The sequence below is a fragment of the Kribbella sp. NPDC050281 genome (genome assembly GCF_040655855.1).
Lineage (GTDB): Bacteria > Actinomycetota > Actinomycetes > Propionibacteriales > Kribbellaceae > Kribbella.
The window spans coordinates 28441-50500 of sequence record NZ_JBFAKS010000047.1; the positions used below are offsets into that span (position 1 = coordinate 28441).

The window sequence follows — 22060 nt, forward strand, 5'->3', positions numbered from 1 at the left end:
GCTTGGGATGGATCGATGAGTTCAGAGCGTCCGCTGAAGGTGCTGGTCTACAGCGACGACCGCACGACGCGGGAGTCCGTCCGGCTGGCGTTGGGCAAGCGGCCCGCCGCAGATCTGCCCGAGCTCGAGTACGTCGAGTGTGCGACCGAGCCGGCCGTGATCAAGTCCATGGACAAGGGCGGGATCGACCTGGCCATCCTGGACGGTGAAGCGGTTCCGGCCGGCGGCATGGGCATTGCCCGGCAGCTGAAGGACGAGATCTTCCAGTGCCCGCCGGTCCTCGTCATCACCGGTCGTCCGCAGGACGCCTGGCTGGCGACCTGGTCGCGGGCCGAGGGCGCGGTCTCGCACCCGATCGACCCGGTGCGGATGGCCGAGGTCACCGCGGACCTGCTCCGGCAGCGGCTGGCCACTCTCCCCGCCACCACCGCCTGACGCACTATGCCTGCCTACACCTGGCCCCAGGTGCTCAATCCGCTGCTGCGGCGCGAGGACCTGGAGGCGTCCGCCACCGCGTGGGCGATGGAGCAGATCCTGTCCGGCGCGGCGTCGCCGGCCCAGCTCGCGGGGTTCGTGATCGCGCTGCGGTCCAAGGGCGAGACAGTGTCCGAGGTGGAGGGCCTGGTCGCGACGATGCGCGACTTCGCCACCCGGGTCTCGGTCCCGGGCCGGACCCTGGACGTGGTCGGCACCGGTGGTGACCAAGCCCACACCGTGAACATCAGCACGATGTCGGCGATCGTTGCCGCGGGCGCCGGCGCGAAGGTGGTCAAGCACGGCAACCGGGCGGCCTCATCGGCTTGCGGTGCGGCCGACGTACTCGAAGAGCTCGGGATTCCGCTCGACCTCACCGCGGCGCAGGTGGCGGAGGTGGGGGAGCGGGCCGGGATCACGTTTTGCTTCGCGCCCGCGTTCCACCCGGCGCTGCGGCATGCCGCCGTACCTCGGCGGGAGCTCGGCGTACCGACGACGTTCAACTTCCTCGGTCCGCTGGCGAACCCGGGTGATCCGTCCGCGCAGGCTGTCGGGGTCGGGGACGCGCGGATCGCCGGGCTGATGGCCGGGGTGCTTGCGCGACGGGGGATCGACGCGTTGGTGTTCCACGGTGATGACGGGCTGGACGAGTTGACCACCCGGACCACGTCGCAGGTGTGGATCGTCGGTGGAGGAACGGTCGAAGGGCCGTTCACGGTCGACCCGCGGGAGTTGGGGATCGAGCCGGTGACCGCGGAGGCGCTGCGAGGCGCGGATGCGGCGTTCAACGCGAAGGTTGTGCGGGCGCTGCTCGAGGGCGAACCGGGGGCGGTGCGGGACGTCGTACTGCTGAACGCGGGTGCCGCACTGGCGGCGTACGAGCCGACCGAGGGTCCGATCACCGCGCGGATCCGGGCCGGGATGGACCGGGCCGCCGAGGCGATCGACTCGGGTGCGGCGAAGGAGACTCTGGATCGGTGGATCGCGGCCTGTGCCGAGGTGCGCTGACTGATCTGGCTCAGGCCGGCCGGGAGCTCCCCGGCCGGCCTTTCTGCTTATCGTCTGCCGACTAGCCGTTGATCTTGATCTGCTTGACCTTGTTGCGCCAGATCTGCTGCCAGGCCGGGGTGCTGCCTGCGATGTCGGCGATCGACACCATCGCGGTCCCGTCGCCGCGGTCGATCACGACGATCATGATCGTGGAGAACGTCTCCTTCAGCTTGGGCACGCTGACCGCCACCTTGGTGGTGATCTCGTGTCCCTTGTGGCCGTTGATCGTGATCGCCTTGTGCGTGGTGCCGGACAGCTTCGCGTCCTTCGAGTACAGGCCGACGATCGCCCGCGTACCCGCCTGGACCGCGGCCTGCTTCAGGCCGGCCGGCGTCGTACTGAACTTGATGTCCGGGGCGAGCTGGCCGAACGAGACATAGTTGCCCCAGTCGACCCCCTTCTGGCCGGTGTAGTCCTTGTGGACGACGAAGAAGATCGCGGCGCCGCCGTGCACACCGGAACGCTGCGCGTCCTGGTTCTGCCAGGCCGCGCTCATGATCGGCATCGTGTCGTTGTTGGCGGCAACCAGTTCGGTCCCTAGCACCTTGCCGATCGGTGGTGGCGTCTCCGACGGCTTCACGGACGGGGACACCGTTTGCAACGGCTTCGAGATCCCTGTCGGCAAGGCGACCGGGGTGACTGCGTCCGCCTTGGTCCAGATCCAGCCGACGCTGAGCCCGGTCGTCGCCAGGGCGGCGACCACCAGCACCAGAGCCCCGATCAGCCGAGCCCTGGCAGCCGTATCCAGCGACGCCTTGCCACGACTCCGCCGGCGCCGCGCGGTCGTGATCCCATACTCCTCGTCGCCACCCTCCGAGCCAGAGCCCTTCTGCCCGTACGGCGCCTGTCCTGCGTGCTGCCCGTACGGCGATTGCCCGGGCTGCTGCCCATTCGCCTGTCCGGGCTGCTGTCCGTGCGACGGCTGTCCCGCGTGCTGGCCCGACCCCGGTTGCCCGTAGGACGCGTGCCCCGAGTGCTGCCCATATGCCTGCCCGGGCTGCTGTCCATACGGTGCCTGCCCGTGTGCCTGCCCGGGCTGCTGTCCGAACGGTGCCTGCCCGTGTGCCTGCCCGGGCTGCTGTCCGAACGGTGCCTGCCCGTGTGCCTGCCCGGGCTGCTGTCCGAACGGTGCCTGCCCGTGTGCCTGCCCGGGCTGCTGTCCGAACGGTGCCTGCCCGGGCTGCTGTCCGTCGGACGCCTGCCCGGCGTGCTGGCCCGGACCCGGACGCCCAGGACCCTGCGCGGCCGCTCCGTGCCCCTGCTGCCCCGGCTGCTGCCCGTACCCGTGCTGCCCTGGGTGCTGCGCTTGCGGCGGCTGCACCGGGCCCTGCCCCGAGTGCTGTGCCTGTTGCTGCTGCCCGTATGCCTGCTGCCCCGGGCGCTGCGCGTGCGGCGGCTGCACCGGGGGCTGCGCGTGCGGCGGCTGCACCGGGGGCTGCCCGGAGTGCTGAGCCTGTGGCGGCTGTCCGTATGTCGGTTGACCCGGCTGCTGCGTCGGTCCCGGCGGTGCGGCCGCCGGCCGTTGCGGCTGAGCGCCGTATGGCTGCTGACCTTGCTGAGGTGAGGCCGGCGGCTGAGCCGCGTGCTGCGGCCGGCCCGGCTGCTGGGACTGCTGATACCCCGGCTGCTGGTTAGCACCCCGCTGAGTCCGCTGCCCGGCCGCCAACTGTCCGCTGTTCGGCCGGCTCTGCGGCTGTCCGCCGTAGTGCTGCGCCTGCGGCTGCCCGCCGTGCTGCCGCGCCTGCGACTGCCCGCCGTACTGCTGACTGGGCTGTTGCGGCTGGCTGTACTGCTGTGCCGGCGGCTGTCCGTGCGACGTACTGGACGAACGTGGCGGCGGGGGAGGAGGTGGCGGCGCCGGAGCCGGGGACTGACCGAACAACGGATCAGACGACCCACCCAGCCCACCGGACGACCCACTCAGCGGCTCATGATCCAGCGGATCCGGAACCGAGCGACGCCGGTCCGCGGCCGACGGCGGTGCGGACGTGAACCACGCGTCCGGTGCGGGCGGCGCAGGCGACGTACCGGACAACGAGTCACCCGCTCCAGACTGCCCAAGCGATCCACCCGCCCCGGACTGCCCAAGAGACCCACCCGCCCCGGACTGCCCGAGCGACCCACCTGCCCCGGACTGCCCGAGCGACCCACTCGCCCCGGACTGCCCGAGCGACTCACCCGCGTCGTACGGCCGGAGCGGATCCCTCGACGAGGGATCGCGCGGGTCGCCGTCCAGCCGGTTGTACCCGGCGGGCGGTTGCGGTGGTGCGCTGTGCCGCGCCGGAGGGCGCTGGGGTGGTTGCGGGGTCTGGTCTTCGTTCTCAGCCAACGTTGATTCCCTTGTAGGCCTGGCTCTCGGCGGTCCTCAGATCCGGCCGGTTGATCGGTATGTCGCTGATGTACGCGACGGCGGTTCCGTCACCGAGGTCGAAGACGGCCACCGTTAGCGTAAGCACCCGGGCGGTCAACTGCGTCGACTTCGCGGTCACCGTCTGCTGGATGAACCACCCCGACTTGCCGGACCGCGTCACCGCACCGCTCCGGGCGGTCTTGAACGTGACCGGTACGCCGCCGTACATCGACGTCTGCACCTCGCGCGACAGCCACGCCGCAGTCGCCTTCGGGTCGCCGTTGAAGCCCGAGGTGGTACCCAGCGCGCCGACGAAGATGTCGGCGTACCAGTCGTTCTGGCCGTCGAAGTTCTCCTGCAGGAGCATGTACTGGCCGCTGGAGTTCTGCAGTTGCGCGACGAGCCGCTTCCGGTCCGACCACGGCGAACTCCGGCGCGGGAACGAGATCGCGTCCGACGAGATCCGCTCACCCTCATGCAACTTCGGATTCTTCGACTGCCCTGGCGTAGTTGTCCCCGAGGCGCTCGGCTGACCCGTCGGCTGACTCGCACTCGGCTCGCCGGTCGGCTGACTGGTCGGCTGGTTCTCCGGCCCCGCCTCCTCGTCGTTCCCCGAAGTGATCACGAAGAACCCAGCGATCACCAACATCACGCACGCCACAGCCCCGCCCACCATCAACCAAACCCTGCCCCCAGCCCCACCAGACTTCCCCTTCCCCCCACGAGCCCCACCCCCAGCCCGAACCCCCCAACTCTGCCCCTCACTCCACCCACCAGCCCCACCCTGCTGCCCACCAGCCGATCCGTCAGCTCCACGCTGCCGCCGGCCCCACCCATCAGCTCCACCACCCTGTTGCTGACGGCCCCATCCGTCAGCCCCACTGTGCTGCCCACCCGGGGCGTCACCGCCCGCCTGTCCGCCCCCACCCCAGGCATCACCCGCCGCCTGCCCGCCGCCACCCCATGCCCGACCACCAGCCGCCCCGGCGTCAGCACCCTCTTGCTCCCGCCGCCCCCAACCCGCGCCAGCAGCCTGCCCACCCCACGCCTGCCCGCCACTAGCCCCCAGCTCCCCGTCACCCGCCGGCGTACGACCCCACGGCCCAGTAGTCACCGACCCACCACTCGCCGCCGGCTCGCCACCCGCCGCCGACCCACCGCTCGCCGCCGGCTCGCCACTCGTAGTCGACCTACCACCCGCCTGCCCGCGACCCCGCGTTCCAGCAACCGCCTGCTCGCCGGCCTGCGATCCACGACCCCAGCCGTCAGCACCGGCTCCAGCCTGGTTATCGGCCTGCGGTTGACGACCCGAACCGCCACCACCCGCCTGCCCGCCGCCACCCCATGCACCGGCGTCCCCCTGACCACCGCCGGTCCGCTGCTCACCAGCCCACGCCGCGGCCTGACCGCCGGCCTGCGTTCCACCACTCCGGCCGTCACCACCGGTCGCCTCGCCGCCACTCGCCGGCCCGGCCTTGGCCTGGCCACCACCGGCCCGCTGCTCACCAGCCCACGCCGCGGCCTGACCGCCGGCCTGGGTTCCACCACCCCGGCCGTCAGCACCGGTGGCTTCGCCGCCACTCGCAGGCCCGACCTTGCCCTGGCCACCACCGGCCCGCCGCTCACCAGCCCACGCCGCGGCCTGACCGCCGGCCTGCGTTCCACCGCCCCGGCCGTCACCACCGGTCGCCTCGCCGCCACTCGCCGGCCCGGCGTTCGCCTGGCCACCGGCCTGCTGTCCCCGTTCCCACGCCACAGTGCTGCTCGGCGTGCCGCTGTCGTCCGGCTGCTCCCCGCGTTCCCAGGCCGCGTCGCCGGTCGGCTGTCCGCCCCGCGACCCACCAGCCGCCTGCTCTCTGTTGGGGGCTGCGTTATCCGTTGCGGTTTCCGGAAAGAGATCGCCGCTGGGGGACGACTTGTTTCCGGGGAGTGGGCTGGTTGGGGTGAGGTGTGGCTGATGGTGGCGATCAGGTGGTTGTTGCGTTGTTGGTGGTGGGTGGTGGGGCGGAGACTGCTCGCCGTTCTCGGTCTTTTCACCACCCCACGGCCTGGCAGTCGCCGGATCACCGTCGCCCGGTTGTTGCTGTACGTCGCCAGCCGATGGGCCAGCGCTGGTGCGCGGGTCGTCCGCGCCCGCCGGGTCGCCGGGATCCGTCGTCGCGTTCCCAGGTCGCGCTACGCCCAGCGGCACAACGTTCGTGTGCTGCCGATCGTCGGCTGCCGGTTCCGGACGACTGCTCGAGGTCCCGTCGGCTGCCTGTCCCGCACGAGCGCCCGAAGTCTCGGCGGCCGTTGGCTGTGCACCAGCCCCGGTCTGGTCGCCCGCCTCGCCTGTGCCGGTCGAGTCGTCGTCACTGGTCGTCCGCCCGCGTGGACCGGCGTTCGGCTGGTTGCTGTCGGTGCCGGCCGCACGAACCCACGGGTTGCTGTTCTCCAGCTGGGGGTCGTCGCTGGTCGCGTGCTGGGTTGTTGATCCGGCGCCTGTCGGCTCGGCGTCGGCGGTTGCCTGTCCGCCGCTTGTCGGAGGTGCGCTCGCTGTCGGCTGTGCACTGCCGCGAGGGTCAGCGTTGGTATGGCCCTCGTCACCGGTCTGCGCGGCGCGCGGGTCGGTCGCTGGGGGCTGCTGAACCGACGGGTTGGTGTTCGTGTTGCCGGTTGAGGTGCGGCCGGTGATCTGTGGGGTTTCGCCCCATCTCTCAGCGGCTGTCTCTTTCGCGGTCGCCTGGCGCGACGGCTGCGCGTCGGGTGGGTCGGGCGGAGCCGGCTCGTGGGTGGGGGCGCCGGGGTTCTGGTTGCCGTCCGAGGTGGGGGGTTGCTGGACGCCCCAGAGGCGCTGGGCTTCGTTGGCGTCGGCTTGTTGGACTCCCCAGGTTTGGCTGGCCTGGTGGGTAGCCCAGTCGGGCGGCTGTCCGGAAGCGTCGTGCTCGGCGTTGGGTTGGTCCGCGTTCTCGTCGGGCTGGTTCGCCGGGTTCTGCGGCTTGAGGGTTTGGATGTTGGGGTGGTCTTGTGAGGGGTCCTGCGGGTTGTGGGGTGCCCACTGGTCTGGGGTCGTGGGCGTGACGAGCTGGGGGTTCCAGGTGGCGCGGGTGCGATCTGCTGGATCCAGGTTGGCTTGTGGCGTGTGCTGCTCGACGGGTGGCGTGTGGTCAGCCGGCTCGTTGACAGTTGGTGCCTCGCCCGCAGGCTGTGCGGGGTTGGCGGTGGACTCGCGCGCGGCCGGTGCCGAACTCGTCCCGCCGACCGCCGGTGCCGGGTTGGTTTCGGCGGGGTGGTCGGGGAGGCCTTCGTGTTCGGTGCGGTTGGTCCATTGCGTCCCGTTCCACCAGCGGACGGTGTTGGGCTGGCCGGTGGGGTCCGGGTACCAGCCTGCGGGAGGGGTGCTCATGAAGTCACGGTAACTTCGCCGCGTGTCAATGGAACGGTCGTTTTACTGGGTCAGCTGCCGTCCTCTTCGCCGAGGCTGAAGGCTGCCTCGAGGTCGTGCGAGGAGTACGCCCGGAACGCGATGTGGGTCTCCGTGCTGACGACGCCGGGCACGCGGTTGACGTGGTCCGGGATGACGGTGGCGAGGTCGTCATGGTGGGCGACCCGGACCATCGCGATCAGGTCGAGCCCGCCGGTGACGGAGTACACCTCGCTGACACCCTCGATCGCCGCCACCTGCTCGGCGACCTCCGGGATCCGTGCGACGTCGGCCTTGATGAACACGATCGCGGTGACCATGCCGTCCTCTCCTCGAGCTCACATCCCAACCCGCTGAAGCATAGTGCGGCCCACCCCTGACCCGCTGCCAGCACGACGACGAAACGGGATCAGACCGGATCCAGACGCCGGAGGGCAGCGGCGGTCGAGGGATCGGCGGGAAGGAAAGCCTCCATGCGCAGCTCGGACAGGGTGACGTCAAGAGCCGTGCCGAAGCGGGTGAGGGTCGTGATGAGGCGCAGGTCGCCCTGCGCGGATCGAAGGTGCAGCGGTACGGCGAACCCGAGGTGGTCCGGGGTGAGGTCTGGCCGAGGCGGGATCAGCCCGGTGAGTTCCTCGATGAGGGCATCGGACTGGGGAGCTGGGTTCTGCACGGCCTCGCGCGTCAGAGCGTCGATGACATGCCACGACCACTCGGGGAAGTTGAGGATCCGAGGAGCGAGGCCGTCGGGGTGGAGGAGCAGGCGCGGGATGTTGGTCGGCGGGCTCAGCAGGCCATCCGAGATCCCGGCCGTGAGGACGTGGAAGGTCCGGTTCGCGAGCACCAGGTCGCCGCGCCGGTCGACGGCGACCGCTGGGTACGGGCGGTGGCCCTCGAGGATCTCGGTCAGCGCCGTCCGGATCGCGCCGAGGCCCGCTCCGTCGTACGGCGTCTCGTCGTACGCAGGGGCGTACCCGCCGGCCAGCAGCAACGCGTTGCGGTCGCGCAACGGGAGTTGGAGCGATTCGGCGAGCCGGATGACCATCTCGCGGCCGGGGATCGAGCGGCCGCTCTCGATGAAGCTGACGTGGCGTTGGGTGGTGCCGGCGCGTACGGCGAGCTCCAGCTGGCTGACTCGTCGGCGCGTCCGCCAGCGGCGGAGGCCGGCGGACAGCTGGGAAGGACTGGTGGAGATCAGCACGCGTCCTGTCTAGCCGATGGCACCGACAGTTCCGGCGCGATACCTGGCAGGGAATTGTTCGCGGCTGGGCTCCTCGGCAAGGTCATAGCAAGGGCGGCCGCCGGTCGCCTGGTCGCGAGGAGGAATGTCTTGTCCGATGTGAAGAACCCGGCCGAGGAACTGGCCGATCGGTACGTCGCGGTGTGGAACGAGCCCGATCCCGGCGTACGCCGGAAGGCGGTCGAAGAGCTGTGGACCGAGGACGGTGTGCACCTGCTCGAGCCGCCGGAGGAGATGGTGACGCGGGCGGCGGAGATCGGGGTGGTCGCGGCCTTGGAGGCTCGCGGTCATGATGCGCTGAGCCGACGGGTGACGCGGGCGTACGACGAGTTCGTGGCGCCGGGGGAGTTCGTGTTCCGGCGGCGGGGTGAGGCCGCGGCACTGAGCGACATGGTGAAGCTGCGCTGGGAGATGGTGCCGGCCGGCGGGGGAGACGTGCTTGCCGTGGGCATCGATCTGTTGGTGCTCGGCGCGGACGGCCGGATCCAGAAGGATTATCAGTTCATCGAGGCGTGAGCGCGGGGCCGACCGGGCGCATTCGGCGGCGGCGCTCAGTGGGGTGTTGGTGTTGATCGGAATGTGAGTTGTCGAGGCGGGTCAGGTGGCGGGCGGCGCCGGAGATGGGGCAGGTCCAGGTGCCGTCCATCTCGACCAGGCGAATGCCGGGCTGGTCCAGCCAGCGGAGCACGAGGTCGATCTCCTCGGGCGAAGCCGAGGCGACCGGGCCGATACCCGGAAGCACCGTCTCGGCAGACGCCCGGAGCATGTCGAGGTACTTGCGGGGATCCGTGCCCCGCGGGCTGATCCCGGCGGCCGCGAGCCGGCCGCGGCGGATCACGTGGAACTCCCAGCCGCCGTCGTCAGTACGCCGGGCCGCGCAGATCTCCGCGCAGCCGGTCACCGACGCCATCCGCTGCATCCGCGCCGAACTCCGCACGAACGCACTCAACCGATCCCGCTGTACGGCGGCGTCCTCGAACCGTTCGTCCGCCGACAGCAGGTCGATCCGCCGGTCCAGCGCCTCGACCACCGGCGTCGGGTCCGCGGTCAGCGCCGTCCGCAGCGCCGTCACGAATTCGCCGTACGAATCGGCGGAGATCCGCCCGTCGCACGGCGCCACGCAGCGGCCCATCTCCGCCAGCACACACGGAGACAGCTGTGGCGTGCGCGACATCCGCGCCGTGCACTGCCGGATCGGGAACGCCTCGTGCAGCGCCGCCATCGCCCGCTCGGCCGTCTTCCGCGAGCTGAACGGCCCGAGATAGCCGGCGTCGTCGTCACGCACCTGTTTCACCAGCGACAGTCGCGGAAACGGTTCGACAGTGACCTTCAGCCAGTGTTGCCGCTCCGGGAACTTCGACCTGCGGTTGTACCGCGGCTTGTGCTCCGCGATCAGCCGCAGTTCGCGAATCTCCGCCTCGAGCGACGTCCCGCACTCGATCCCGCGGACGCCGGTCGCGATGCCGATCATCTCGCCGATCCTGGTGCGGGTCTCGGACGCGGTGAAGTACGACCGCACCCGGTTCCGCAGGTCCTTCGACTTGCCGACGTACAGCACTTCGCCGCGGTCGTCGGTGAACAGGTACACACCCGGTGCGTGGGGCAACGTTTCGGACAGATGGCGCTTGGCTCGCACGGCCGGCGCGACGCGGGACGAGAACGTCTGCAGGTCCTCCAGCGTCTGCACGCCCAGCGAGCCGACACGTTCGAACAGCCCGTGCAGTACGTCGACTGTCGCGCGGGCATCCGACAACGCGCGGTGGTTGGGCGCCGTGGTCGCGCGGAACAGCTTGGCCAACGTGCCGAGCTTGCAGTTCGGAGCCTCGTCGGGGGTGATCACCCGGCGCGCGAGCAGTGCCGTGTCAACGACGGCGAAATCGGGCCAGTCGTACCCGTGCACGAGGCTGTCGTGCTTGAGGAAGCCCATGTCGAACGGCGCGTTGTGCGCCACCATCACGCAGCCCCTGGCGAACTCGAGGAACGCCGGCAGCACCGAATCGATCCGGGGTGACGAGGCAACCATCAGGTTCGTGATACCGGTCAGCACGGCGATGAACGGCGGGATCGGATCGGCCGGGTTCACCAGCGTCTGGAACTCGCCCAGCACCTCGCCGCCACGCACCTTCACCGCGCCGATCTCGGTGATCCCGGATTCGCCCGGCGCGCCACCGGTGGTCTCCAGGTCGACGATGCAGAACGTGATGTCGCGCAGCGGCGTACCCAGGTCGTCGAAACTCGGCTGGACGCCACGGATCGGCATCAGCGGTTCCGGTTCCGGCGCGCGCACTGGGCTGGTCATGTCCAAGACGCTAAGAGCCCCCACCGACAATTCCGCAGGTGACACGCGAGAGAGTCGACTACGCTCTCTGTATGCGTACACAGGCGATCACCGCGAAACCGGCCGAGGCGCCGGGCCGTTGTGGTCTGCATCACTGGCCGCGGTCTTCGTGCCGCCGGGCCATCGTCCGGGCCGGACTGCGGACCGGTGACTGAGACAGGCACCGCCGCGAGCTCCGCCGCTACCTCCTTGCCCGAACCGGTCCGGCAACGGGTCCTTGCCCTCGCCGCGCACGCTCTCGGCCAGTTGCCCGCGTCCGACATCCCGGCACCGCTGCGCCGGTTCGCGAGTTTCGCGCCGGCCAAACGGGCGAAGCTGTCGGCGTCCGTGCTCGGCCCGATCCTGGAGACCGACGACCACTTCCGCCGGCTCGCGGCCTTCCAGGTACGCCGGGAGCACCCGGAGCTGGGCGATGCGGTGGCAGACGGTGTGCCGGTGCCGGCCGCAGACCCGGTCGAGGTCGCGGCGCTGGCGTACCTCCTGCGTCCTGACGACTGGGAGCAGCACATCGCCGCGGCCGCGCAGGTCCCGGTCGAGTCGCCGCGCGCCGACGAGGAAGCCGTCACCAGACTGTCCGACCAGCTCGACCACGCTCGGACCGAGACGCGGCAGGTCCGCGAACGGCTCCGCGAACAGGTCAACGAGCTCAAGGCCGAGAACGTCACGCTCCGGCGCAAGCTGAACGAGGCGCGGCAGCGGATCAGCGGCCTGCAGAGCGATCTCGAACTGCGAACCACGGAAGCCGAGACGGCCGACGAACGCGTCGACGCCGCCCGCGCCGAAGTGGAGCGTGAGCTGCGCAAGCTCCGCGCCCGCATCACCGAACTGGAAGCGGTCGACTACGCGGCCCGTCGTACGGCGGGACAGGAACGGGAAATGGCGTCGACGCGGACCAGACTGCTCCTGGACACGGTGCTGGAGGCAGCGAGTGGGCTGCGGCGTGAACTGGCGCTGCCGCCCGGGGGAGACCTCAGACCGGCCGACACAGTCGCGGGGACAGAGCCTGAGGCCGCTCCGATGGGGCGGACGGCTCCGGACGACGATCCGGCCTTGTTCGACGAACTGCTGGCGTTGCCGCAGGTGCATCTGATCATCGACGGCTACAACGTGACGAAGACCGCATGGCCGAACTCACCGCTGCATTCGCAGCGTCAGCGGCTGGTGACGGCGTTGGGTGCGCTGGTGGCGCAGCGCCGGATCGAAGTGACGGTGGTGTTCGACGGGGCCGAGCTGTCCGGACCGGTCCAGTTGAACCCACCGCGAGGTGTGCGCGTGCGGTTCAGCCCGGCCGGAGTGATCGCGGATGAGGTGATCCGGCAACTGGTCCGGGCCGAACCGCCGGGACGCCCGATCGTTGTCGTCTCGACCGATCGCGAAGTTGCCGAAAGCATCATCAAGCTCGGTGCGCGCTCACTCTCCGCCACCAGTCTCATTTCGCGCATCGCCCGCGCCTGACGCACAAACTGTCGGCGGGGCTCTCTAGCGTCCTTCTCAGCCGGATGCAAGTCCGGGTGCTTCCCCACTTTGGAGGACGTTGTGCTGATCGACTGCGACGCTTGTGTGATGAAGGGCCCGGGCTGCCAGGACTGTGTGGTCACCGTGGTCCTGGGCTTCTCGCCCGAACGGTCCGAACGGTCCGGCACCCTGCGGATCGACGACGACGAGCGGGCCGCCCTGGACGCGCTGGCCGAGTCCGGGCTCGTGCCGCCGTTACGCCTCGTGCACGCCGTCAGCAGCATCGAGCCGGACGCTGCTGCCCAGACCCCTGACGGAGAAGGTGAAACGGCCGTTGGGTCGGGATGATCCTTCGTTAATTTTGGATCAAACCCGAGGGGCGAATTGCACTGGTCACGAAACGGTCACTACTGTTACGTCTCGTTGCCTCAGGGTGCCGGCTGATCAGGCCGGCCGGGCAGCGGCAATGCCGAGGGAGTGACCCGTCGGCGGACGTGGGTGAAAACCCGCGGCCGGCGTGGTCGACGGGGACGGCGTCGAGCAGAGGAAGGGACCGACCGGGCTGTGTCCATCGGACGCATCAACCGCACCAAGGGAATCGCCCTCGCCGCCATCACCAGCACGGCTGTCGCTGCGGGCGTGATCTTCATCCAGACGGGAGCGGACGCGGATCCGAAGCCCACCCTGGACCAGGCCAAGAAGCAGGTCGCCACGCTGCAGCACAAGGCTGAGGAGGCCGGTGAGTCGGCCAACGATCTGCGCGGGCAGATCAGCGCCTCGTCCGTCCGGGTGAAGGCGCTGCAGGCCGGGATCGCGAAGCAGCAGGCCCAGGTGGACGCGGTGAAGCGGCAGATCGGCTCCCTGGCGGTCGCCGGGTACCAGACGTCCGGGATGACGACGACGGCCCAGTTGCTGCTGTCGACGAACCCCGACCAGTTCCTCAGCCAGGCCTCCACCGCGCAGGCGTTCGCCGGCCAGCAGAACTCGGCCCTCCGCCGGTTCCAGCTGGCCCAGGGCAAGCTCGGCGACCTGCAGGCCAGCGAGCAGTCCGAGCTGGCCTCGCTGAAGGCCGTGCAGACCCAGCAGGACACGCTGAAGAAGCAGATCCAGACCAACCTGGACGCCGCCGAGAAGGTCCTCGACAAGCTCAGCGACGAGGAGCGGGCGAAGATCCAGGCGGAGAACGAGAAGGAAGCCGAGGACGCCCGGGACGAGCGCCCGAGCCGTGACGAGGACCGGATGGACGACAGTCTTCCGGTGCCGGTCAGCGGCCGCGCCGGGACGGCGGTCAAGGCGGCGATGGCCCAGCTCGGAGACTCCTACGTGTGGGGTGCCGACGGGCCTGACTCCTTCGACTGCTCCGGCCTGATGATGTACGCCTGGGGCAAGGCCGGCGTCTCGCTGTCGCACTCCTCGAAGGCGCAGGCGAGCGAGGGCCGCCGGGTCAGCAAGAGCCAGCTGATGCCGGGCGACCTGGTCTTCTACTACTCGCCGATCAGCCACGTCGCGATGTACATCGGCAACGGCCGGATCGTGCACGCGAGCCGCCCGGGCAAGCCGGTGAAGACCGACCCGATCGACCTGATGCCGTACAACACCGCAGTCCGTCCGGGCTGACCTGCACCCTTGACATACTCTTCGGCTCCGGGGCACTTCCCCCGGAGCCGAGTCGTTTCACGATCGTCCGAGTGCTCTACTGTCGGAGGAGGCACGTAGTGTCCCGCCTGACTGGGGCAGGTGAGCAGCGAGGGGCCGAGGTGATCGACGAGCAGGGCGACACGGTGCCTCTCCCGGTGGTTCCCCCGGACGATGACGGACCGCAGCCGTTCATGCGCAAGCTGCCACCGACGGTCGGTCCGATCGTGAAGAAGGTGGCACTCGGCCTCGCCATCTGCCTGGTCGCAGGCGCCGGGTACGCCGGACTCCGGCAGATCGCCGACGCTCCGGCCGATCCGAACTCGCCCGTCGCCCAGCCGCCGCAGACCTCCACGACGCCCGACGAGGCGGCCAAAGGGGTACGGCGAGCCGTCGCCGGCGAAGCGGTGCTGCAGAAGATGGCCGACGCGGTCGAGAACGACAACCGCACCGAGTTTCTGGCCACCATCGACCCGCGGGCGGCCGAGTTCCGGGCCACCGCCCGGACGATCTTCGCCAACCTGACCAACCTCCCGATCGGCGCGTTCACGCTGCGCTACGTGAGTGACGACACCGGCGCGCTCACTCCGGACCGGCAGGCCGAGCTCGGCGGTTCCGAGTCCTGGCTGGCTCAGGTCGAGGTTTCCTGGCAGCTCGCCGGCTACGACACCAAGCCGGCCCGCGAGATGCTCCCGGTCACCTTCGTCTCCCGCGACGGGACGACGTACGCGGCCTCGTTCTCGGAGCGGTTCGCGGCCGGGCAGCGGCGGCCGATCTGGACGCTCGGCCCGATCGACGTGGCCAAGAGCGACCACAGCCTGGTCATCAGTCTGGGTTCGGAGTCGGATGCGAGGGCCTACGTCGCGGTCGCGGATCGTGCGGTCGAGTCGGTCAGCGAGGTCTGGGGCAAGAGCAAATGGCGGCAGAAGGTGATCGTCTACCTGCCCGCCAAGCAGGCCCAGATGGAGGCCGTCCTCGGCGCCGCGCCGAACACCTATACCCAGATCGCGGCAGTCACGATGGCAGAGCTGGACACGCCACAGGTCGGTGCGCCGGTGCGGATCGTGGCGAACCCGAAGCTGTTCGAGGAGCTCGGCAAGCAGGGCCGGCGGATCGTGCTGACCCACGAGACCACGCACGTCGCGTCGACCGCCACCGCGTCGCCGGTGCCGCTGTGGCTGGCCGAAGGGTTCGCGGACTACGTCGCTTTCACCGCCGTCCCTGTCCAGGACGAGTCGGCGGCGAAGGAGTTGTTCAAGGCGATCCGGGCGGGCGATGTACCGGCCACGCTGCCCACCACGCAGTCGTTCGCGGCGTCGTCGAAGGACCTGCCGCAGGCGTATGAGTCGGCCTGGCTCGCGTGCCGGCTGATCGCCGAGCGCGAGGGGCAGAGCAAGTTGGTGAAGTTCTACCGCGCGGTGCACGCGTCGAAGAGTTCGACGGGTTCGGCGGACGCGTTCAAGTCGGTCCTGGACATGACCGAGGCCGAGTTCGTCGTCGAGTGGCAGAAGTACCTCAAGAGGCTCGCCGGTGTCTGAGTCGGCCGCACGGTGGATACCCCGTGCGTCCGCCCTGGTCCTCGCCGTCGCCCTGGTCCTGGCGATCGTCATCACGACGCCCTGGCATCTGATCGACCTGCCCAAGCCCGAGACGGCACTGGACTTCACCCCGGCCGAGATCGCCCGCCAGAACGCGTTCCGGCACGAGCTGTTGCCGTGGTCAACGACCTCCTGGGTGCTCGCGATCCTGGTCCCGCTGGTGATCGGTTTCAGCCCGCTCGGCCGCCGCCTGTACGACGCGATCCGCCTTCGCCGCTGGTGGATCGTCGTACCGCTGCTGGTCGCGGGGCTCGGGCTGCTCACCAGCCTGATCACCGTCCCGACCGACGTGATGGCCGAGCGGGTCTCCCGGAAGTACGGTCTCTCAGTGCAGGACTGGGGCCTGTGGACCCGCGACCGCGCCGTCAACTGGCTGCTGATGTCGTTCGCGCTGGCGGTCGTCGCCCTCGGGCTGATCGGACTGGCGAAGCGCTGGCGGCAGGGCTGGTGGTTGCCTGCGGCAATCGCGGCGGCGGTGCTGGTGCTCGGGGTCTCGTTCGCCTACCCGGTGCTGGTGGAGCCGCGGTTCAACTCGTTCACCTCGATGCCGGCCGGCGCCCTGCGCGACGACCTCATGAAGCTGGCCGCGGACGACGGCGTACCGGTCAAGGACGTGCTGGTCGCGGACGCGTCGAAGCGCACAACCGCCTTGAATGCCTACGTTTCCGGCTTCGGATCGACCCGCCGGCTGGTCGTCTACGACACACTCCTGAAGGACACCCCGCCGGCGCAGATCCGGCTGGTGGTCGCGCACGAACTCGGGCACGCCGCGGAGGACGACGTACTGCACGGCACGTTGATCGGTGTCCTCGGCGCCGCCTTCGCCGTGACGCTGCTCAAGTTGTTGCTCGGGACCCGGATGGCAGACCCGCGCCGTACTGCGATGCTGCTGGCCCTGATCGTCGCCGGTACGACGCTCGCCTCCCCGGTGCAGAACCTGGTCAGCCGCAAGATCGAGGCCCGCGCGGACTATCACTCGCTCCAGTTGACGAAGGACCCGCAGGACTTCGTCGCGATGCAGCACGACCTGGCGGTCACGAACATCTCCGGTCTCGACCCGAGCCGCTGGCGGTACTGGATGTTCGCCACCCACCCGACCGCGCCTGAGCGGATCGCGATGGGCCGGGCCTGGGCCACCGCACACGGCGAGACCGTACCGCCGCTGGTCGACCGGTGACCGTGCTCGTCGTCACCAATGACTTCCCGCCACGGCAAGGCGGGATCGAGACGTTCGTCCGGTCATTGTGCGATCAGCTCGACGAGGTCGTCGTCTACACCTCCCGTTCACCCGGCGCCGCGGCGTACGATGCCGGACTCCCGTTCCCGGTCGTGCGGGACCGGAGCACGATGTTGTTGCCGACGGCCCGAGTCACGAAGTACGCCGTCCGCCTGATGCGCGAGTACGACGCCGACCGGGTGCTGTTCGGCGCGGCCGCTCCACTCGGCCTGATGGGCCCGGCGCTCCGACGGGCCGGCGCACGGCGGATCGTGGCGATGACCCACGGGCACGAGACGTGGTGGGCCGGCGTCCCCGGAACGCGGCAGGCGTTGCGGCGCATCGGCGACGCCGCGGACACGGTGACGACCGTCTCGTCGTGGTGCGCGGATCAGATCGCCCCGGCACTGTCGCCGGCCGCGGTACGGCGGATGCGCCGGTTGACGCCCGGGGTCGACACGGAGCGATTCTTCCCGGACTGCGGGGGAGAGCAGGTCCGCAAAGGACTCGGGCTCGAGGGCGTCCCGCTGGTCGCGTGCGTGTCGCGGCTGATTCCACGCAAAGGTCAGGACACTTTGATCCGCGCCTGGCCTCGCGTCCTGGCCGCCGTACCGTCGGCGATGCTCCTCCTGGTCGGCGGCGGTCCCGACCGCGAGCGGCTCGAAGGACTTGCGTCGGCGGTCGGTGTCCGGTCGTCGGTGGTGTTCACCGGCCCGGTTCCGTGGGCCGACATCCCGCCGTACGTCGATGCTGCGGACGTGTTCGCGATGCCGTGCCGGACCCGGCGGCTCGGGTTCGAGCCCGAGGCGCTCGGGATCGTCACGCTCGAGGCGTCCGCCACCGGGAAGCCGGTCGTGGTCGGAGACTCCGGTGGCGCCGGCGACACAGTCCGCCACGGCGAGACCGGCTACCTCGTCGACCCGTACAACCCCGTCCCGGTCGGCGTACGCATCGCCGAGCTCCTCTCCGATCCCGCCCACGCCCGGGCCATGGGCTCGGCGGGCCGGGACTGGGTACGACGCGAGTGGTCGTGGGACCGCAGTGGCGCCATGCTCCGGGAGCTCCTGGACATGTGATCAGGACGACGTGTGACCAGAACGTGGTGGACGAACCTGTGGTCGGTTCGTGTACTCTGCGGATATGCATCAGATGTCCCGACTTGCCGCAGCCGTACGAGCTCAATGCTCTCCGGCTGCCGCGGCCTGACATCCTGAAACTTCCACCGGCGACCGGAAACGGTTCGCCGGTGTTGTTGTTTCCGTAGCCCGGTGGTCTGGTTCCGGTCAGTACAGACAAGGAACCACAATCATGACCATCACCAGGACTTTCATCGACTTCTTCCTCGACCGGGACCACGTTCCGACCACGGGGTCCACGCTCATCCCGCGGCTGGGTGATCCCGTGCTGTTCACGACCTCCGGGATGCATCCGCTGACGCCTTATCTGGAAGGGGAACCCCATCCACTGGGGCGCAGACTCACCGGTGTGCAGCGATGCCTGCGCACCACCGACCTCGACGAGGTGGGGGACCCGACCCACCTCACCGTGTTCGAGATGCTCGGCTCGTGGTCGCTCGGGGACTACGGCAGCAGCCAGACCCTGCGCTGGGGCTACGAGCTGCTGACCGAGGGCTTCAAGATCGACCCGGGCCGGCTGTACGTGACCGTGTTCGGCGGTGACGACGAGGTCCCGCTCGACCAGGAGTCACTGCACACCTGGCAGGAGCTCGGCGTGCCGATCGAGCTGACCACCGAGGACAACTGGTGGTCGAACGGCCCGACCGGTCCATGCGGGCCCGACTCGGAGATGTTCGTCTGGACCGGCGAGGGCAGCCCGGAGGGTACGCCGAGCACCGACAAGCGCTGGGTCGAGGTGTGGAACCACGTGATGATGCGCTATCGCCGCCTCGACGACGGATCGCTCGAGGGCCTGAAGCAGCAGAACATCGACACCGGGCTCGGCCTCGAGCGGCTCACGATGCTGCTCGAGGGCAAGGACTCGGTCTACGAGACCTCGCTGTTCGAGCCGTGGATGCGGATCGTGCCGACGCTGTGGCGGCTCGACGAGCAGTCCCAGCGGATCGTCATCGACCACCTGCGCTCCAGCATGGTGATCGTCGGCGACGGCGTGCACCCGTCGAACACCGGCCGCGGCTACGTGCTGCGCCGGCTGATCCGCCGGGTGCTCACGATTCTGTGGCGCGACGACGAGTCGCGGACGCTGTCCGACCTGCCGCTGGAGTTGTTCGAGCACACGCTGAACCACTTCCACCAGGGCGAGACCGTCACGCTGGTGCGGCGGATCCTGATCGACGAGGAGATCCGGTTCAGCAACCTGCTCGACCGCGGCCGGAAGGTGCTCAGCCACGAGCGTTTTCACAAGTCGCTCGACGACACCGACTACGAGTACCTGCACGAAACCCACGGTCTGCCGCGGGAACTGGTCGACTCGTTGCGGTGACGAGGTGTACCGACGAACGGGTAGTACTCGCCGGATTCGGCTCCTGCCGGACCTCGCCGAGCGGGCCTCGCGGCGGCCCGGCGAACTACTACCCGTTCTTCGGAACGGTCAGACCGGATCCAGGACCTCCGGGTGCTGGGGATCCGGAGTCATGTCCGAATCCGGGATCTCCGGAGGTGCGACCTTCCCGACCGACGACTGGGCCACGAACGCGCCGGCCAGCACGATCACGCCGCCGATGATCTGGTTGGTGCGCAGTGTCTCGTTGAGAAGGATCCAGGCGAAGATGCTGGCGGCAACCACCTCGACGTACGCGACCGCGCCGCCGATGGCCGCAGAGAGCCGCTGCACCGCGGCCGCGCCGGCCAGGTAGGCGACGACGGTGCTGACGACGATCAGCCAGCCGGCCAGGACCCAGCCCGGCGCGTGCCGGTGGCCGATCGCGATCGTGTCAGCCAGCGTGTGCCACGGGACGCCCCACGGTGACGCGATCGCGGTCAGCACAACCGCTCCGACCACACTGCCGGCCGCGGTCATCACCAGCGGATCCGCGGCACCGGTCAGCTTCTCGATCAGGATGAAGTACGTCGCCTGGCACGCGGCCGCGGCGAGACCCGCGATCAGGCCGACCGCGTCGATCTGTACGCCGGACCAGATCTCCACCACCGTGGCCAGGCCGATCAGCGCGATGCCGACCCCGACCGCGGCGGTCCGCGGTACGGCGACCTTCTGTCCGAACTTGAGCCACGCGACCACGAGCACCGGCCCGGAGAACTCCAGCATCAGCGCGACGCCCACCGGCAGCCGGCTGGCCGCGATGAAGAACAGCGTCTGGCAGCCGGCGATCCCGGTCAGGCCGTAGAGGACGAGGGCCTTCCACGACGCGCGGGCGGCGCGCAGACCCGCGGAGCCGCGGAACGCCAGCGCGAGCGGCACGAGGAGGGCGGCGGCGCCGAGGATCCGTAACCAGGCCGCCTGTTCCGGTGAGAAGCCGGCACCGATCAGGGCCTTGGCGAACGGCCCCGACCCACCGAAAGTGACCGCGGAGAAGACCGCGAACCCCAACCCCACCGACTTCGTGCTGTACATGGGCATAACAGTCTCATGCCCATTACATGGCTGTCGAGCGCGATTCTCGGCCAGAGAGACGCCTTGGTGGTCAGAGCACGTTGATCGCGCGCGCCGCGACGATCCCGACGGTCAGCAGTGCGATCGCCGACTGGATCGTCATCAGAGTCTTCACCCGGGCCGTCAGCGGCATCGTGTCGGTCGGGCTGAACGCGGTCGCGGCGGTGAACGCGACGAACAGATAGTCGGTGAATCCGGGCAGCCAGCGATCCCAGCCCGGCAGGTCGACCGTCATCTGCGGGAACAGCAGGTCCGCCCGTTCCGCCTCGCGCTCGTGCTCGGGCGCCCGGGCGAACGGCCCGCCGCGATCGATCTCCCAGTACCAGACGGCGAAGGCGACGACGTTCGTCACCCAGATCAGGAGCGCCGCCTTGACCAGCACCCTGCCGTTGTCCACCTCACCGGAGCCGAGGAAGAAGATCAGTCCGGTCAGATAGAAGGCGTTCACCAGCACGAGCACCGCGAGCAGCACGATCTCGACCCAGCGCAGCCACGGCTCGTCGCGGGTCAGGTGGAACGGGTTCGCCCAGACCAGCGGGATCAGGAGGGCCCCGCCGATGGCGGGCATCAGCCAGCGCGGCAGGGTGCTGATCTCGGTCGGCACGAGCAGTTGCAGGACCAGTGCCGCGATCACCGCCAGCGAAGCCGGCCAGCGCCGGATGTGACGCATGCTGGGTTCCGCAGTCTTCGGATCCTTGTTCACTCCAGCATTCTGACCCGGGACCGCCCTCAACCAACGGAAGCGTCGACGACTGCCTGTCCTACTTCGGTACGTCGGTAGTGCACCTGATGACCTGTACGACGCCGTGACGCCAGACCGGCGTCGTGGAGCGCGGCCAGATGCTCGGCGACCGTGGCCAGTGCCAGTCCGTACTCCGCGGCGAGCGCACTGGTCGTGGACGGCGGGTCCAATGCGACGAGCAGGGTGGCGCGCGTGCGACCGAGCAGACGGGCGAGTGGGTCCGGGGGAGCGGGCGCGTCGGACCAGAGCCGGGCGGCTCCGCGGGCTGGGTAGACGACAGTCGGTTGGTACGTCGGGTCGACGACCATCACAAGGTACGGCCACTGGAAGACGCCTGGAACGAGGAGGAGTCCCTGGCCGGTGAGCTCTCGATCCTGATCGCGGTAGCGGGCCGCGATGAGACGGTCGTCCTCCCAGGTGAGCGTGGGGTGCAGGTCGTCGAACAATCCGGCCAGTCCGCCGTCGGTGAGTTGCCGCCCGCGATAGGCGATGTCGTCCTCGAGGACGCGGCTGATCAGCGGCCAGTCGGGCCGGATCAGCGTGGTCCACGCGGTCTCGATCTCGTCCGCGAGCCGTTCCCGCGCTCCGGCCGGGTCCTCGAGCATCCGGTTGATCTCCGGTGCGGCGGGGTTGTTCAGTTCGTCGCGGGACCGGGTCAACTCGGCCCGGACCCGATCGAGCGGCGTACTGCGGACGCGCGCGATCTCGGTCGCGAACTTCGCCCGGGACGCCTTCGGCGGCGGCGTCAGGAAGTCAGGTGTGAACCCGACGCGAGGCTGCAGTGCCTTCAATCCGCGTAGATCCAGCTGAGCCGCGGCCTCCCGTTTCGCCGCGACCCACGGCAGGTACAACTGCCGGTGCTTCAACCCGTGCAGCACCCGCACCGCGGACATCGTCTCCCACAGTTGCGAGGCCCCGAACCGGCACCGCAGCGCGTCCTTCTGCGTGAACCGCAACACCGTCATCGCACA

The 22060-nt window shown here is 69.7% G+C and carries 21 protein-coding genes; 13 read left to right on the forward strand and 8 right to left on the reverse strand.

The genetic code is table 11. The annotated features are described in order from the left end of the window. The first annotated feature begins 15 nt into the window (after positions 1 to 15). Positions 16 to 435, forward strand: a complete 420-nt coding sequence (locus AB0I34_RS36990) for a hypothetical protein (RefSeq protein ID WP_360454742.1) — start codon at positions 16 to 18, stop codon at positions 433 to 435. A gap of 6 nt (positions 436 to 441) precedes the next feature. Continuing rightward, the gene (gene trpD / locus AB0I34_RS36995; protein WP_360454745.1) at positions 442 to 1482 is read left to right on the forward strand and encodes an anthranilate phosphoribosyltransferase; all 1041 of its coding nucleotides are present in this window, start codon (positions 442 to 444) and stop codon (positions 1480 to 1482) included. Between the two features lie 61 nt (positions 1483 to 1543). On the opposite strand, the gene AB0I34_RS37000 is transcribed toward trpD, so the two are convergent. Further along, positions 1544 to 3406, reverse strand: coding sequence for a hypothetical protein (locus tag AB0I34_RS37000; RefSeq protein ID WP_360454748.1), 1863 nt, complete (start codon positions 3404 to 3406; stop codon positions 1544 to 1546). A 122-nt stretch (positions 3407 to 3528) separates the two neighbouring features. On the opposite strand from AB0I34_RS37000, the gene AB0I34_RS37005 reads away from it, so the two are divergent. After that, on the forward strand, positions 3529 to 3870 hold the full coding sequence (locus AB0I34_RS37005; RefSeq protein WP_360454751.1) for a DUF4573 domain-containing protein: 342 nt from the start codon (positions 3529 to 3531) through the stop codon (positions 3868 to 3870). Here AB0I34_RS37005 and AB0I34_RS37010 read toward each other — a convergent pair. After that, entirely contained in the window at positions 3846 to 4550 is a 705-nt protein-coding gene (locus tag AB0I34_RS37010; protein WP_360454753.1) for a PT domain-containing protein, read from the reverse strand. The two genes, AB0I34_RS37005 and AB0I34_RS37010, sit on opposite strands and share 25 nt — an antisense overlap. Positions 4551 to 5174: 624 nt before the next feature. Here AB0I34_RS37010 and AB0I34_RS37015 point away from each other — a divergent pair. Further along, on the forward strand, positions 5175 to 6347 hold the full coding sequence (locus AB0I34_RS37015) for a hypothetical protein (protein ID WP_360454755.1): 1173 nt from the start codon (positions 5175 to 5177) through the stop codon (positions 6345 to 6347). Positions 6348 to 7309: 962 nt separating this feature from the next. On the opposite strand, the gene AB0I34_RS37020 is transcribed toward AB0I34_RS37015, so the two are convergent. Beyond that, entirely contained in the window at positions 7310 to 7597 is a 288-nt protein-coding gene (locus AB0I34_RS37020) for an Lrp/AsnC ligand binding domain-containing protein (protein ID WP_360454758.1), read from the reverse strand. A gap of 89 nt (positions 7598 to 7686) precedes the next feature. Continuing rightward, positions 7687 to 8478, reverse strand: a complete 792-nt coding sequence (locus AB0I34_RS37025; RefSeq protein ID WP_360454761.1) for a helix-turn-helix transcriptional regulator — start codon at positions 8476 to 8478, stop codon at positions 7687 to 7689. Between the two features lie 138 nt (positions 8479 to 8616). Between AB0I34_RS37025 and AB0I34_RS37030 the strand changes: the two genes are divergently transcribed. Beyond that, positions 8617 to 9033: a hypothetical protein gene (locus AB0I34_RS37030; protein ID WP_360454872.1), complete on the forward strand. Its 417-nt coding sequence runs from the start codon at positions 8617 to 8619 to the stop codon at positions 9031 to 9033. On the opposite strand, the gene AB0I34_RS37035 is transcribed toward AB0I34_RS37030, so the two are convergent. Beyond that, entirely contained in the window at positions 9020 to 10816 is a 1797-nt protein-coding gene (locus tag AB0I34_RS37035; protein ID WP_360454764.1) for a DEDD exonuclease domain-containing protein, read from the reverse strand. The two genes, AB0I34_RS37030 and AB0I34_RS37035, sit on opposite strands and share 14 nt — an antisense overlap. Positions 10817 to 10887: 71 nt before the next feature. Here AB0I34_RS37035 and AB0I34_RS37040 point away from each other — a divergent pair, with 71 nt between their 5' ends. From AB0I34_RS37040 to AB0I34_RS37075, 8 genes are all read left to right on the forward strand, one after another. Further along, on the forward strand, positions 10888 to 11010 hold the full coding sequence (locus AB0I34_RS37040) for a hypothetical protein (RefSeq protein ID WP_360454767.1): 123 nt from the start codon (positions 10888 to 10890) through the stop codon (positions 11008 to 11010). Next, a complete protein-coding gene (locus AB0I34_RS37045) occupies positions 11003 to 12310 on the forward strand; it encodes an NYN domain-containing protein (RefSeq protein WP_360454770.1) in 1308 nt (435 codons plus the stop codon). The genes AB0I34_RS37040 and AB0I34_RS37045 overlap by 8 nt, the downstream gene beginning before the upstream one ends. A 108-nt stretch (positions 12311 to 12418) precedes the next feature. Next, positions 12419 to 12658 carry a hypothetical protein gene (locus tag AB0I34_RS37050; protein ID WP_360454772.1) on the forward strand — a complete coding sequence of 80 codons (240 nt, stop codon included), beginning with the start codon at positions 12419 to 12421 and terminating at the stop codon, positions 12656 to 12658. A 216-nt stretch (positions 12659 to 12874) separates the two neighbouring features. Then, positions 12875 to 13927, forward strand: a complete 1053-nt coding sequence (locus AB0I34_RS37055) for an NlpC/P60 family protein (RefSeq protein WP_360454775.1) — start codon at positions 12875 to 12877, stop codon at positions 13925 to 13927. 98 nt (positions 13928 to 14025) lie between these two features. After that, on the forward strand, positions 14026 to 15483 hold the full coding sequence (locus AB0I34_RS37060; RefSeq protein ID WP_360454778.1) for a hypothetical protein: 1458 nt from the start codon (positions 14026 to 14028) through the stop codon (positions 15481 to 15483). Then, positions 15476 to 16720 carry a M48 family metallopeptidase gene (locus AB0I34_RS37065; RefSeq protein WP_360454781.1) on the forward strand — a complete coding sequence of 415 codons (1245 nt, stop codon included), beginning with the start codon at positions 15476 to 15478 and terminating at the stop codon, positions 16718 to 16720. Before AB0I34_RS37060 ends, AB0I34_RS37065 begins: the two co-directional genes overlap by 8 nt. After that, complete coding sequence (locus AB0I34_RS37070; RefSeq protein WP_360454783.1) at positions 16717 to 17835, forward strand: glycosyltransferase family 4 protein; 1119 nt, start codon at positions 16717 to 16719, stop codon at positions 17833 to 17835. The genes AB0I34_RS37065 and AB0I34_RS37070 overlap by 4 nt, the downstream gene beginning before the upstream one ends. A 232-nt stretch (positions 17836 to 18067) precedes the next feature. Then, complete coding sequence (locus tag AB0I34_RS37075) at positions 18068 to 19219, forward strand: alanine--tRNA ligase-related protein (RefSeq protein ID WP_360454786.1); 1152 nt, start codon at positions 18068 to 18070, stop codon at positions 19217 to 19219. A 108-nt stretch (positions 19220 to 19327) separates the two neighbouring features. On the opposite strand, the gene AB0I34_RS37080 is transcribed toward AB0I34_RS37075, so the two are convergent. The 3 genes from AB0I34_RS37080 to AB0I34_RS37090 form a co-directional block, all read right to left on the reverse strand. Beyond that, entirely contained in the window at positions 19328 to 20308 is a 981-nt protein-coding gene (locus AB0I34_RS37080) for an EamA family transporter (RefSeq protein ID WP_360454789.1), read from the reverse strand. 70 nt (positions 20309 to 20378) lie between these two features. Continuing rightward, entirely contained in the window at positions 20379 to 21050 is a 672-nt protein-coding gene (locus AB0I34_RS37085; protein WP_360454792.1) for a hypothetical protein, read from the reverse strand. A gap of 26 nt (positions 21051 to 21076) precedes the next feature. Further along, a complete protein-coding gene (locus AB0I34_RS37090; RefSeq protein ID WP_360454795.1) occupies positions 21077 to 22054 on the reverse strand; it encodes a DUF5937 family protein in 978 nt (325 codons plus the stop codon). Between the last annotated feature and the right edge of the window lie 6 nt (positions 22055 to 22060).